Source organism: Shewanella woodyi ATCC 51908, from assembly GCF_000019525.1.
Taxonomy (GTDB): Bacteria; Pseudomonadota; Gammaproteobacteria; order Enterobacterales; family Shewanellaceae; genus Shewanella; species Shewanella woodyi.
The window spans coordinates 50,839-64,425 of sequence record NC_010506.1 but is presented as its reverse complement, the minus strand read 5'-3'; the positions used below and the strand labels follow the sequence as shown (position 1 = coordinate 64,425).

General features: G+C 46.1%; 6 protein-coding genes, 1 tRNA gene and 3 rRNA genes. 3 read left to right on the top strand and 7 right to left on the bottom strand.

Annotated elements, in window-relative coordinates; all coding sequences use genetic code 11:
- Nucleotides 1-6 precede the first annotated feature (6 nt).
- On the top strand, nucleotides 7-1,782 hold the full coding sequence (locus SWOO_RS00275) for a DUF885 domain-containing protein (protein ID WP_012322702.1): 1,776 nt from the start codon (nucleotides 7-9) through the stop codon (nucleotides 1,780-1,782).
- A gap of 91 nt (nucleotides 1,783-1,873) precedes the next feature.
- Nucleotides 1,874-2,875, top strand: coding sequence for an alpha/beta fold hydrolase (locus SWOO_RS00270; RefSeq protein ID WP_012322701.1), 1,002 nt, complete (start codon nucleotides 1,874-1,876; stop codon nucleotides 2,873-2,875).
- A 65-nt stretch (nucleotides 2,876-2,940) separates the two neighbouring features.
- On the opposite strand, the gene SWOO_RS00265 is transcribed toward SWOO_RS00270, so the two are convergent.
- The 5 genes from SWOO_RS00265 to SWOO_RS00245 all read right to left on the bottom strand — a co-directional run bounded on the left by SWOO_RS00265 (nucleotide 2,941) and on the right by SWOO_RS00245 (nucleotide 11,075).
- Nucleotides 2,941-5,445, bottom strand: a complete 2,505-nt coding sequence (locus SWOO_RS00265; protein ID WP_229377277.1) for a bifunctional diguanylate cyclase/phosphodiesterase — start codon at nucleotides 5,443-5,445, stop codon at nucleotides 2,941-2,943.
- Nucleotides 5,446-5,937: 492 nt separating this feature from the next.
- Nucleotides 5,938-6,014, bottom strand: a tRNA-Asp gene (locus SWOO_RS00260).
- A 78-nt stretch (nucleotides 6,015-6,092) separates the two neighbouring features.
- Nucleotides 6,093-6,208 (bottom strand): 5S ribosomal RNA (gene rrf / locus SWOO_RS00255).
- 116 nt (nucleotides 6,209-6,324) lie between these two features.
- A 23S ribosomal RNA gene (locus SWOO_RS00250) occupies nucleotides 6,325-9,219 on the bottom strand.
- A gap of 311 nt (nucleotides 9,220-9,530) precedes the next feature.
- Nucleotides 9,531-11,075: ribosomal RNA gene (locus SWOO_RS00245) — 16S ribosomal RNA — on the bottom strand.
- The 16S, 23S and 5S rRNA genes sit together here with 1 tRNA gene alongside, the layout of an rRNA operon.
- A gap of 779 nt (nucleotides 11,076-11,854) precedes the next feature.
- On the opposite strand from SWOO_RS00245, the gene SWOO_RS00240 reads away from it, so the two are divergent.
- Nucleotides 11,855-12,397 carry a gamma carbonic anhydrase family protein gene (locus SWOO_RS00240; protein ID WP_012322699.1) on the top strand — a complete coding sequence of 181 codons (543 nt, stop codon included), beginning with the start codon at nucleotides 11,855-11,857 and terminating at the stop codon, nucleotides 12,395-12,397.
- A 19-nt stretch (nucleotides 12,398-12,416) separates the two neighbouring features.
- On the opposite strand, the gene SWOO_RS00235 is transcribed toward SWOO_RS00240, so the two are convergent.
- Together SWOO_RS00235 and aroE are read right to left on the bottom strand one after the other, a co-directional pair.
- Complete coding sequence (locus tag SWOO_RS00235; protein ID WP_012322698.1) at nucleotides 12,417-12,680, bottom strand: DUF1488 family protein; 264 nt, start codon at nucleotides 12,678-12,680, stop codon at nucleotides 12,417-12,419.
- Complete coding sequence (gene aroE / locus SWOO_RS00230) at nucleotides 12,677-13,498, bottom strand: shikimate dehydrogenase (protein WP_012322697.1); 822 nt, start codon at nucleotides 13,496-13,498, stop codon at nucleotides 12,677-12,679. Before aroE ends, SWOO_RS00235 begins: the two co-directional genes overlap by 4 nt.
- Nucleotides 13,499-13,587: the final 89 nt, after the last annotated feature.

Sequence of the window (13,587 nt, the reverse complement as noted above, 5' to 3'; positions counted from 1 at the left end):
CTTTTTATGTACAGAATACTTGTACCTAGTTTACTCGCTATCAGTTTAACAGCCTGCCAGGTAAATACTGCACCAGAGGCAACGAGTCAAACAGTTCAAACTCAGCCAAACCTGTCGTTGCAAAGTATGATTGATGAAGCCTGGAAGATAACCTTAGATGCCAGCCCCGACTTTGCTTATTCCCAAGGAGATTTAGCTCAGGCGGGCAAGCTCACTGATCTATCTCCTGACAGCCTAGCTAAGCTAGATAACAGACGCCAAGTCGTACTTAACAAACTCAAAGCCCTCGACAGAGAGGCACTTTCAAAAGAGGAGTCGATTAACGCGCGCATCCTACAAGATCAGCTCCAAAACGATGTCGACCTCTACCGCTATAAAGACCACTACCTTCCCATCTCATCGGAGAGCGGCTTTCACGCCTACATAGGCTCAATAGCTAAGGATCGCTTTGCTAATGAACAGGATTACACCAACTACCTAAAAAAACTCGCAGCACTGCCTCAATACTTTGCCCAGCAGACTTATTGGCTCGAGCAGGGCTTAGCAGCAGGTATCACCCCGCCTAAGGTCACCCTCAATGGATTTGAAAACAGCATCAGCGCCTTTCTGGTACCTGTAGAGGAGAGTGGCTATTTCAAACCTTTCACTGAGTTCCCCAAGCACTTTAGTGAGGCACAAAGAACAGCTCTAAAAAAACAGGGCCATAAGCTGATTGAGAAACAAGTTCTGCCTCTTTACCAGCAGTTCTATGACTTTATGACTCAAAGTTATATCCCTAACGCCCGCACTAGCATAGCCACGGCAAGTTTACCCGATGGCGAAGCCTTCTATGAAAACCGAGTTAGGTACTACACCACCTTAGAGATGACCTCAGATCAAGTCCATGAATTAGGGCTAGAGGAGGTCAAACGTATACGCGGTGAGATGGAAGCAATTATTGCTGAGGTGGGTTTTAAGGGAACATTTGCTGAGTTTCTTAACTTTCTTCGTACCGATCCCCAGTTTTATCCCAAAACCAAGGAGGAATTACTAAAAGAAGCCGCCTATATCGCCAAGAAAGCCGATGCAATGCTGCCTAAGTATTTCGGGAAACTGCCACGCACTCCCTATGGCATTCAGGAAGTACCAGCAGAGATTGCCCCTAAGTACACCACGGGACGTTACTCAGGTTCGAGCCGAGATGATGAACCAGGTTACTATTGGGTCAACACTTACGCCTTGGACAAACGTCCACTCTACGAGATGGAAGCCCTAACACTTCATGAAGCTGTTCCTGGTCACCACCTGCAGATAGCCCTCAATACTGAGTTGACTTCACTACCAAACTTTCGCCGTTACAGCTATATCTCAGCCTTCGGTGAAGGTTGGGGCCTCTATTCCGAGTACTTAGGATTAGAAGCGGGCTTCTATCAAGATCCCTACAGTAATTTTGGACGACTGACCTATGAGATGTGGCGCGCCGCGCGACTCGTTGTCGACACAGGTATGCATGCTAAAGGGTGGAGCCGTCAACAAGCACTGGACTTTATGGCGAACAACACCGCGCTATCGCTACACAACGTCACGACAGAGATAGACAGGTACATCTCGTGGCCAGGACAAGCGCTCTCTTATAAAGTGGGTGAGCTCACCATTAAGCGACTACGTGCCCAAGCCGAGCAAGAGCTAGGAGAAAAGTTTGATATCAGAGCCTTTCATGACGCTATACTCGAAAATGGCTCTGTGCCCATGTCGGTGCTGGAGCAGCAGATCCAAGACTTTATCTTGACCCAAAAAGGATAGATAAGTAGTTTGTGAGTCACGAGAAACATAGTGGCTCACAAACAGTTTCGGTATACACTGGCTAATAAGCATAACGAACTCTATAGAAGATATGTCTCTAGCCCTAGATCAACAAACACACGCTCAACCTCAAGCTGCTGATAACACTTTTTCATCGGAGCACGCACTCAACACAGCTGAGCAGCAAGCATTTTGGCAAACAGTCACCCAATCGGTCATCAAAACCTCTGACAATATCAACTTAGCTTATGCTTATGTAGCACATCCAGGTAGCACCAAGGCTATCGTGATCAGTAATGGTAGAGTTGAATCTTATTTAAAATACCAAGAGCTGATATTTGATCTTTATCAGCAGGGCTATAGCATTTACGCCATCGATCATCGTGGCCAAGGCCTTTCAAGTAGAACCACAGCCAACACACACCAAGGCCATATAGACAGATTTGATACCTATGTCGAAGACTTCGCCCTCTTTATCGACGAAATAGTGACACCAAATCAGCATCAGGAGCTGTTTCTAGTTGGCCACTCTATGGGTGGGGCCATAGGTACTCTTTATCTGAATAAACACCCACAAACATTCAAGGCGGCTGTTTTTTCAGCCCCCATGTATGGCATTAAACTGCCTATTAGTCGCCGCTTTATCCGCTGGTTGGCTAAACAGCTAGATACTAGCTCGCCCAACAAAGAGCCCAACTATATTTTGGGTGGTAAAGATTACGACCCTGTAGCTTTTGCCAAAAATGATCTTACCCATAGTCAGTTGCGTTACGAAAATTACCGCACACTCTATGAGATCCACCCAGAGTTAAAGCTCGGGTCACCAACCAACCACTGGTTATTTGAATCAATTGATGCAGGGGAAAAGACGGTTGAAGCGGCTAAAAACAGTGATACGCCCATCTTAATCCTTCAGGCTGATGAAGATACTATTGTCGATAACTTCGCCCAGTACCACGCCGTCAGTGACCGCTGTATGCTTATCAATATCCCTAATGCTCGTCATGAGCTCTTTATGGAGCGAGATGAGAGCAGAAACTTGACGCTTACAGAGCTAATTAACTTCTTTGATAAGTATTCTGCGAAGCCGTAATAGCAATCAGTATAAGAAGCTGATCTACTCAGAGTGTCTTTTGGCGAACTAATTCACGGCGACACTTATAAGCAGGTTAACTTGCCATCTTGAATTGTATTTGGTTTAAGTAGAGATTGAATAAACGCCTCTTCATCTAAGGGGCGACTGAACAGATAGCCTTGAAATGTGTCGCAATCATGATCTCGCAAAAACTGATGTTGCTCCTGCGTTTCAACCCCTTCAGCCACAACCTTGAGGTTTAAGCTGTGAGCCATATTGATGATAGCTTTAACGATAGCATTAGAGGCATCGTTCTCGCCTATTTTACTCACAAAAGCCGCATCCAATTTAAGTCTAGATAGAGGTAGAGTTTGCAGATAACTTAACGAACTGTAACCTGTACCAAAGTCATCAATTGCAATTGAGATCCCTGACTCTTTCAACACATGCATCCTCTGCTTGATGATATCCAGATTGGTCAATAAAGCATATTCGGTCAACTCAAGCTCAATGGTATCGGCTGCAAGACCCTGCTCCATGATCTCAGTAAGTAGATTTTCAACAAAGAGATCTTGATTGAACTGTCTTGCACTGACATTTATGGCTACTGAAGATAAAACAATGCCTCGCGCTTTCAGTCTATTGATAAAGTAACAGGTCTCCTTTAGCACCCAATACCCTATCTCTTGAATCAGACCGCTCCCCTCAGCAACGGGGATGAACTCAGCTGGTGAAATAGGGCCTTTCTCGGGGTGTGTCCAACGCAATAACACTTCAGCACACACAATTTCACCATCTCTATCAAGGATCGGCTGGAATACTAAAGAGAGCTGTTCTTTTACGATTGCACGTTTTAACTCGCTGCTGATCCACAAACTCTTTTGCACAATCTCCTCCATTTCAGTGTTATAGATTGCATGGGCATCTCGCCCCTTCTCTTTTGCCTGATGCATTGCAAGATCAGCATGTTGCAGCATCTGCTCCGGCTCCATATTGGCAAGATCATTAAGAACACATATCCCAACACTGGCAGAGATGTTTATTGTCTGGTTAGTAATATGAAAACTTCTACCCACCATCTGACGGATCTGACTAGCCAAAGCGACTGTACGTCTGTTTACGCTAGTCAGATCATCTCCTAATGACTTAACTAATAAAACAAACTCATCAGAGCCTAAACGAGCGATCAAAACATTAGTAGAAAAATGGCTCGATAAACGCGCCGCCACCTTAATTAGAATCCTGTCACCTCTGTGATGACCTAGGGCATCGTTAATCATCTTAAAATTATCAAGATCGATCACAAACAGTGCCGCGAAATCACCTTGTTGCTGAACCTTAAGCGCATAAAGCTCATCAAGTAGGGCACTTCGATTTGCCAAGCCAGTTAAAATATCATGCTTAGTTTGGTGAATAATCGCTTGTTGATTTCTCACATCATCAGAAACATCAGTGTGAGTACCGATCATCCGAACTGGTGCTCCAGTTTCATCCCAATCAACAACCATTCCCCTGTCCAATACCCAGATATAATGCCCTTCCTTATGCCTAAGCCTATGTACGCTCTCAAACTCCTCCATCTCATTATTGAGATATTGATTTAACAGCTTTAGTGCTTCTATCTTATCTTCTGGGTGCAGCAGTTCCTGCCAGGTATTCAACTCATGCTTTAACTCATCGACTTCATATCCAAGCATCTCTTTCCACCGATCAGAAAGAAACACTTCATTACTCTTTAAGTTCCAGTCCCAAATACCGTTTTTCGAAATTTCAACGGCAAACAGCCACCTCTTCTGGCTATCATTAAGCTGTTTTTTGCTGTGGCTTAATTTCTCTGAAAAATCTCTAAGGTGCTCTTGAATCGCCACCACTTCACTAAATATCGCAGTAACAGGTTTATCGTTTGAACCTAAGCCATTAGGCAACTGAGCCGAACTACTTGCTTTCAGCCCCAAAGTTCTCAAGGGGCGTATCAGATAGATATGCATAAGAAGCAGGAATAACAAGATACCGATCAGACTCACAGCGACTGATCGTATAAAGCTAGATTGCACATCATTATCTACCTTATTTATCAAAGGGGAGATGTCATACTCCATATAGATAAGATCATGGAGATCTGCTTTATCATTTTGAAAGTTAGTGTGCAGAGGATAATAAGTCTGTATCGACAACCGCTCTGAGTTAACGAAGGTTGTCGGAGCGCTCTCCTTAGTCGTACGACGATGAAGCTCCAGATCATAACCATCGATAACTTGAGTCGCTAAACTGTCTCGCCATACTAGATGATTAGCAAAACGTATCACGCTTTTACTGTTTAGTACCGTATAAACCATGATACTCAAATCTGCTGCCGCTAAAGAGATCTCCTGCTCTATTCTTGCTGAATCCTGCATAGAAAGTGCAGACTCAACAATGTGCTGCATTCTAATCAGGTGCTGCTCGATATGAGCAACTTCAGTGGAGATCGCCTCCTCCCGTTTCTCACTGCGCTCATAAAAATAGTCCGCTGTCATCAGACAGAGATAGAGGAGGGATGTAAAGATCGGAATACCATAGGCTAACGAAGGCCTAAACTTTTTAAACAAGAGCAAAATACCTAAAAGAACAAATAATCATAAAAACGCACATACCCTATGCTAACGATAATTCTCCTGTGAGGCAAAATAACCCATGATTTAATAACTAGGTAAATGGAAAACACACAATTTTATAGCCAAAAAGACCATATTCTAATAGGCCTCAAACACCATGGAATGACACACAGATAAATGCTCTAAACGAGAGACTGAGATGCGGAACTAGCTATATACAGGATATATAAAGACTATCTCTAATGAAAAGCCCTAATATCTCCATGGATGGAGTGTATGCTAAAAATTGTCTGGAACAATTTTAGTCCAACTGAACTACAAAGTACATGGAAGTACAAATGCCGTGAAGACCAAGGATGGTCGCGAACGGTAAAGTGCATGGATGTACAAATGTCACGTAGACCATGGATGGTTGAAAGTGACCGCTCCTTTTTCCTCAAAACGAAAAAAGCCTCTGCATTTCTGCAGAGGCTTTCGTCTTTGTGTTGGCGGAGCGGACGGGACTCGAACCCGCGACCCCCGGCGTGACAGGCCGGTATTCTAACCAACTGAACTACCGCTCCTTTAGACCGAAGTCTAAATTCTTTTACCGTCGCTAACTTGTCATGGTTAGGAGACGTGCTCTTTTGAGCTTATTAGGCGCCTGGAAATGACCTACTCTCACATGGGGAGACCCCACACTACCATCGGCGCGATTGCGTTTCACTTCTGAGTTCGAGATGGGATCAGGTGGGACCACAATGCTATTGTTTCCAGACTAATTGGGTAAACTTAGAAAGCTTTAAATAATTGTCTCAAACTTAAATCAAGTTCGTATTCTTTTGTGCTTATGAAGTAATCACACTAGCTACTCATAAAACCCATCTGGGTTGTATGGTTAAGCCTCACGAGTCATTAGTATCAGTTAGCTCAACGCCTCACAACGCTTACACACCTGACCTATCAACGTCCTAGTCTCGAACGGCTCTTTAGAGGAATTTAATTCCTAGGGATGACTCATCTTAGGACTCGCTTCCCGCTTAGATGCTTTCAGCGGTTATCGATTCCGAACGTAGCTACCGGGCAATGCTATTGGCATAACAACCCGAACACCAGCGGTTCGTCCACTCCGGTCCTCTCGTACTAGGAGCAGCTTCCTTCAATCATCCAACGCCCACGGCAGATAGGGACCGAACTGTCTCACGACGTTCTGAACCCAGCTCGCGTACCACTTTAAATGGCGAACAGCCATACCCTTGGGACCGACTTCAGCCCCAGGATGTGATGAGCCGACATCGAGGTGCCAAACACCGCCGTCGATATGAACTCTTGGGCGGTATCAGCCTGTTATCCCCGGCGTACCTTTTATCCGTTGAGCGATGGCCCTTCCATTCAGAACCACCGGATCACTATGACCTACTTTCGTACCTGCTCGACGTGTATGTCTCGCAGTTAAGCTGGCTTATGCCATTGCACTAACCGTACGATGTCCGACCGTACTTAGCCAACCTTCGTGCTCCTCCGTTACTCTTTGGGAGGAGACCGCCCCAGTCAAACTACCCACCAGGCACTGTCCTCAACCCCGATTCAGGGGCCAGAGTTAGAACATCAAAGCTACAAGGGTGGTATTTCAAGATTGCCTCCACAAGAACTAGCGTTCCTGCTTCAAAGGCTCCCACCTATCCTACACATGTAGGTTCAATGTTCAGTGCCAAGCTATAGTAAAGGTGCACGGGGTCTTTCCGTCTAGCCGCGGGTATACGGCATCTTCACCGCAATTTCAACTTCACTGAGTCTCGGCTGGAGACAGCGTGGCCATCATTACGCCATTCGTGCAGGTCGGAACTTACCCGACAAGGAATTTCGCTACCTTAGGACCGTTATAGTTACGGCCGCCGTTTACCGGGGCTTCGATCATGAGCTTCTCCGAAGATAACCCAATCAATTAACCTTCCGGCACCGGGCAGGCGTCATACCGTATACTTCCTCTTGCGAGTTTGCACAGTACTGTGTTTTTGATAAACAGTTGCAGCCACCTGGTATCTGCGACTCCCAACAGCTTAGAGAGCAAGTCTCATCACCGTCGGGAGCGTACCTTCTCCCGAAGTTACGGTACCATTTTGCCTAGTTCCTTCAGCCGAGTTCTCTCAAGCGCCTTGGTATTCTCTACCCAACCACCTGTGTCGGTTTGGGGTACGATTCCTGCTAACCTGAAGCTTAGAAGATTTTCCTGGAAGCATGGCATCAACTACTTCAGTCCCTTAGGACCTCGTCATCAACTCTCAGCCTAATGTTCACCCGGATTTGCCTAAGTGAACAGCCTACAGCCTTAAACGCGGACAACCAACGCCGCGCTAGCCTAGCCTTCTCCGTCTCTCCATCGCAGTTAGCAGAAGTACGGGAATATTAACCCGTTTCCCATCGACTACGCCTTTCGGCCTCGCCTTAGGGGTCGACTCACCCTGCCCTGATTAACATTGGACAGGAACCCTTGGTCTTTCGGCGAGGGAGTTTTTCACTCCCTTTATCGTTACTCATGTCAGCATTCGCACTTCTGATACCTCCAGTGTGGGTTACCCCTTCACCTTCAACGGCTTACAGAACGCTCCTCTACCGCTTGCACCCAAAGGTGCAAACCCGTAGCTTCGGTGTATTGCTTAGCCCCGTTAAATCTTCCGCGCAGGCCGACTCGACTAGTGAGCTATTACGCTTTCTTTAAATGATGGCTGCTTCTAAGCCAACATCCTAGCTGTCTAAGCCTTCCCACATCGTTTCCCACTTAGCAATAACTTTGGGACCTTAGCTGACGGTCTGGGTTGTTTCCCTTTTCACGACGGACGTTAGCACCCGCCGTGTGTCTCCCGAGTAGTACTCATTGGTATTCGGAGTTTGCAAAGGGTTGGTAAGTCGGGATGACCCCCTAGCCTTAACAGTGCTCTACCCCCAATGGTATTCGCTCGAGGCGCTACCTAAATAGCTTTCGAGGAGAACCAGATATCTCCCGGTTTGATTGGCCTTTCACCCCCATCCACAAGTCATCCGCTCATTTTTCAACATAAGTCGGTTCGGTCCTCCAATTGATGTTACTCAATCTTCAACCTGCCCATGGATAGATCACCGGGTTTCGGGTCTACACCTTGCAACTAAACGCGCAGTTAACACTCGGTTTCCCTACGGCTCCGCTATTCGCTTAACCTCGCTACAAAATGTAAGTCGCTGACCCATTATACAAAAGGTACGCAGTCACGGTCTCAAGAACCGCTCCCACTGCTTGTACGTATACGGTTTCAGGTTCTATTTCACTCCCCTCACAGGGGTTCTTTTCGCCTTTCCCTCACGGTACTGGTTCACTATCGGTCAGTCAGGAGTATTTAGCCTTGGAGGATGGTCCCCCCATGTTCAGACAAGATGTCACGTGTCCCGTCCTACTCGTTTTCACGTAAAGTTAGTTTTCATGTACGGGGCTATCACCCTGTGCCGCTGAGCTTTCCAACTCATTCCACTAACACCCTCTACGCTTAAGGGCTAATCCCCGTTCGCTCGCCGCTACTAGGGGAATCTCGGTTGATTTCTTTTCCTCCGGGTACTTAGATGTTTCAGTTCCCCGGGTTTGCCTCATTAACCTATGTATTCAGTTAATGATACTTACTTATGTAAGTGGGTTTCCCCATTCGGACATCGTTAGCTCAAATGCTTGTTACTAGCTCGCCAACGCTTTTCGCAAGTTACTACGTCCTTCATCGCCTCTGACTGCCAAGGCATCCACCGTATACGCTTAGTCACTTAACCATACAACCCAAATAAGTTTCACAAGGAAACAAACTCTACCAAGCGGGTAAGCTCAGTCGTTGTATCGCAACTAATGGTGTTTACTTTCGCCAAAAGAATACTCATGAATTCATTACCCTAAGGTAAATCGTTCGGCACTTGATTTAAGTGTTTGAGAACTCAATTATTTATTTCGCATTAATCGTTAAATTAATACTATCAGCTTTCCAAATTTTTAAAGAACAAGCATTACCGTTTAGGTATGCCACTCGCTCTAACAAGAACAAGTTATCTGTGTGAACACTCAGCAAACATCGAGTTAGTCGTATAGGTAAGGAGGTGATCCAGCCCCAGGTTCCCCTAGGGCTACCTTGTTACGACTTCACCCCAGTCATGAACCACACCGTGGTAAACGCCCTCCCGAAGGTTAAGCTATCTACTTCTGGTGCAGCCCACTCCCATGGTGTGACGGGCGGTGTGTACAAGGCCCGGGAACGTATTCACCGTGGCATTCTGATCCACGATTACTAGCGATTCCGACTTCATGGAGTCGAGTTGCAGACTCCAATCCGGACTACGACCGGCTTTCTGGGATTAGCTCCACCTCGCGGCTTCGCAACCCTCTGTACCGACCATTGTAGCACGTGTGTAGCCCTACTCGTAAGGGCCATGATGACTTGACGTCGTCCCCACCTTCCTCCGGTTTATCACCGGCAGTCTCCCTAAAGTTCCCGACATAACTCGCTGGCAAATAAGGATAAGGGTTGCGCTCGTTGCGGGACTTAACCCAACATTTCACAACACGAGCTGACGACAGCCATGCAGCACCTGTCTCACAGTTCCCGAAGGCACCAATTCATCTCTGAAAAGTTCTGTGGATGTCAAGAGTAGGTAAGGTTCTTCGCGTTGCATCGAATTAAACCACATGCTCCACCGCTTGTGCGGGCCCCCGTCAATTCATTTGAGTTTTAACCTTGCGGCCGTACTCCCCAGGCGGTCTACTTAATGCGTTAGCTTGGGAGCCCAGTAACTAAGTTACCAAACTCCGAGTAGACATCGTTTACGGCGTGGACTACCAGGGTATCTAATCCTGTTTGCTCCCCACGCTTTCGTACCTGAGCGTCAGTCTTTGTCCAGGGGGCCGCCTTCGCCACCGGTATTCCTTCAGATCTCTACGCATTTCACCGCTACACCTGAAATTCTACCCCCCTCTACAAGACTCTAGTTTGCCAGTTCCAAATGCAATTCCCAGGTTGAGCCCGGGGCTTTCACATCTGGCTTAACAAACCGCCTGCGTACGCTTTACGCCCAGTAATTCCGATTAACGCTTGCACCCCTCGTATTACCGCGGCTGCTGGCACGAAGTTAGCCGGTGCTTCTTCTGCGAGTAACGTCACAGCTAACGGTTATTAACCGTTAACCTTTCCTCCTCGCTGAAAGTGCTTTACAACCCGAAGGCCTTCTTCACACACGCGGCATGGCTGCATCAGGCTTTCGCCCATTGTGCAATATTCCCCACTGCTGCCTCCCGTAGGAGTCTGGGCCGTGTCTCAGTCCCAGTGTGGCTGATCATCCTCTCAGAACAGCTAGGGATCGTCGCCTAGGTGAGCCATTACCTCACCTACTAGCTAATCCCACCTAGACTCATCTAATCGCGAAAGGCCCGAAGGTCCCCTCCTTTCCCCCGTAGGGCGTATGCGGTATTAGCAGTCGTTTCCAACTGTTATCCCCCACGACTAGGCAGATATCTAGGCATTACTCACCCGTCCGCCGCTCGACAGCGAAAGTAGCAAGCTACTCTCCTGTTTCCGCTCGACTTGCATGTGTTAGGCCTGCCGCCAGCGTTCAATCTGAGCCATGATCAAACTCTTCAATTAAAGTTTTTTTGTTCTCATCCGATTAAGAATGAAGAACGGCTCAATGAATTATACTGTTTTATGAATCTTGCGATTCATAGTTTACATATTGCTATGGTCACTCAGTGGTTCATTGAGAAAATTTTTGATTGCTTACATCCCGAAGGACAAGAAAGCAATTTCGAATAACTCAACACCTGTGAGTGTCCACACAGATTTCTTGTTTTGAATTGTTAAAGAGCATCACACTATTGTGTGGCCGTTGACGCTTGGTCGTTGGCTTGAGGAGGCGTATTCTACACTCTCCGTGGTTGGCGTCAAGCGCTTATTTGAAGAAGTTTTTCAAGCGATGATTTCTTAATCAGCAGAGTTAACACTCTCGTAAAAAGAAACAAACCCGAAGCCCTTAAAGCGTTTGTCACCTGAATCAAATCTCCAAAGAGTTTTGATTCAACCTCAACTCTTGTTTATCAACAGAGAAGAGGTACCGACTATGCTGCAAGTCCCATTCTATCTAGCGTTTGCTAAGAGCGATTGGCCTGCTGTGCCGTGTCAGTGGATGCGCATTATAGGGATTACTCGCAACTGTGCAAGGGCTTTTATTAAGAAAATATCCATTCTCATACTGTTTGCTGACAAAACATCCTTTTCAGTCATTTTTCATACACAAACCTAGTAAGGGAATAAACATTTCTGCCTAAATGTCCCTAAAATTGAAAGTTATGAGGAGCTTTGAACTGAACACACACCTATATGAACTGGTATCATAATGCTCAAATTACCATTTTAAGGACTCATTCATGTCTAGCTCACTCAGATCTTATAAGGGAGTCACTCCTACTCTTCATCAAGATGTCTATATCGATGAGGCTTGTGTGCTCGTAGGAGACATTGATCTTGATGACGATTCGAGTATTTGGCCTTTGGTTGCCGCGCGAGGTGATGTCAACCATATGAAGATAGGCAAACGAACCAATGTACAAGATGGCACAATTCTTCATGTCACCCGCAAGTCAGCCTCCAACCCCAATGGTCACCCACTTTTAATTGGTGATGATGTCACTGTTGGCCATAAGGCGATGCTACATGGTTGCACTGTTGGTAATCGTATTTTAATTGGAATGGGAGCCATCATATTAGATGGTGCGATAGTGGAGGATGATGTGATCTTAGGCGCAGGATCGCTCGTTCCACCAAATAAGGTATTAAAGAGCGGGTTTCTCTACGTTGGCAGCCCAGCTAAACAGATCCGCCCCTTGACTGAAGCTGAACTCAAGTTCCTACCTGAGTCGGCAGAAAACTATGTCAGATTGAAAAACGAGTATTTACAAGAAAGCGTTTAAACACGCTAGTAAATAGCACCTATATCAGTACAACTCTACCTTGCTCATCAAACTCCTCTTGTTCGATGAGCATCTCAACTTCATCCTCAATATCGAAACGATAAGCATCAAATACTTTAAGCGCCTCCTGTTGGCTCTGAACTTCTTTCCCCTCAAGTTTGACTAAACGTGCAAGAGAGATCCTACATTCAATATTAGCTCCTTGTACTTGAGCCGGAAAATGGATCTCCTGTAGCTCTTCGTTCCACTCCTGCAAGTCCGGAAATAAAATACTCTGATTCATTCGCTCTTAATCTTCTCTCTTAACAGTTTGATTGTCGTATCGACTTCAGGTGTCACTCCTCGCCACAACTCAAAGCTCTTTGCAGCTTGACCAACAAGCATACCTAAACCATCTATTGCTTTGACAGCTCCTAGCTCCAGAGCCCAGCTATTAAATGAGGTCATCTCCTTGCTATACATCATGTCGTAACAGAGTGACTCAACACCAATCACACAACTTGGTATTGCAGGTACATCACCACTTAAACTTGAGGATGTGGAGTTGATAATAATATCAAATGGCGCAATAAGTTCAGCAATAGATAGAGCTTTAACATCACCGAAAGGAGTAAAGATCTCTACTAACTTTTCAGCTTTCTCCTGAGTTCTGTTATGTATATAGACCTTCAATCCCGCTTTCAGTAGGGGAAGTACTGAACCTCTTGCCGCACCACCAGCACCAAGAAGTAACACTCGTTTTCCCTCTAGACTTGAGATATTTCTTATCAGATCGGCAACCAAACCTAGACCATCAGTGTTATCTCCACGCACTTTACCATTAGTGAGCAGGGTTAGCGTATTGACGGCACCAGCTAACTTGGCCTCTTCACTCAGTTCATCACAGAGATTAAAAGCTTGCTCTTTGAAGGGGGCGGTGACGTTTGCGCCTTTGCCGTTTTGAGACCAGAACAGTTTCAAACAGCTCTCAAAGCCATCTTTAGGTGCAAGTATCGCTTCATAGTCCAGAACTTGTTGAGTTTCATTAGCAAAGATCCCGTGGATCAGAGGCGATTTACTATGGGATATGGGATTTCCAAAAACGGCATATCTATCGGTCATTACTCTTCTCTGTCTCTAACTGGTATACAAAGGAGCTATCATTCTACCCAGACTGACTCTCGGGGCAATCACTAACTCTGCATATTACT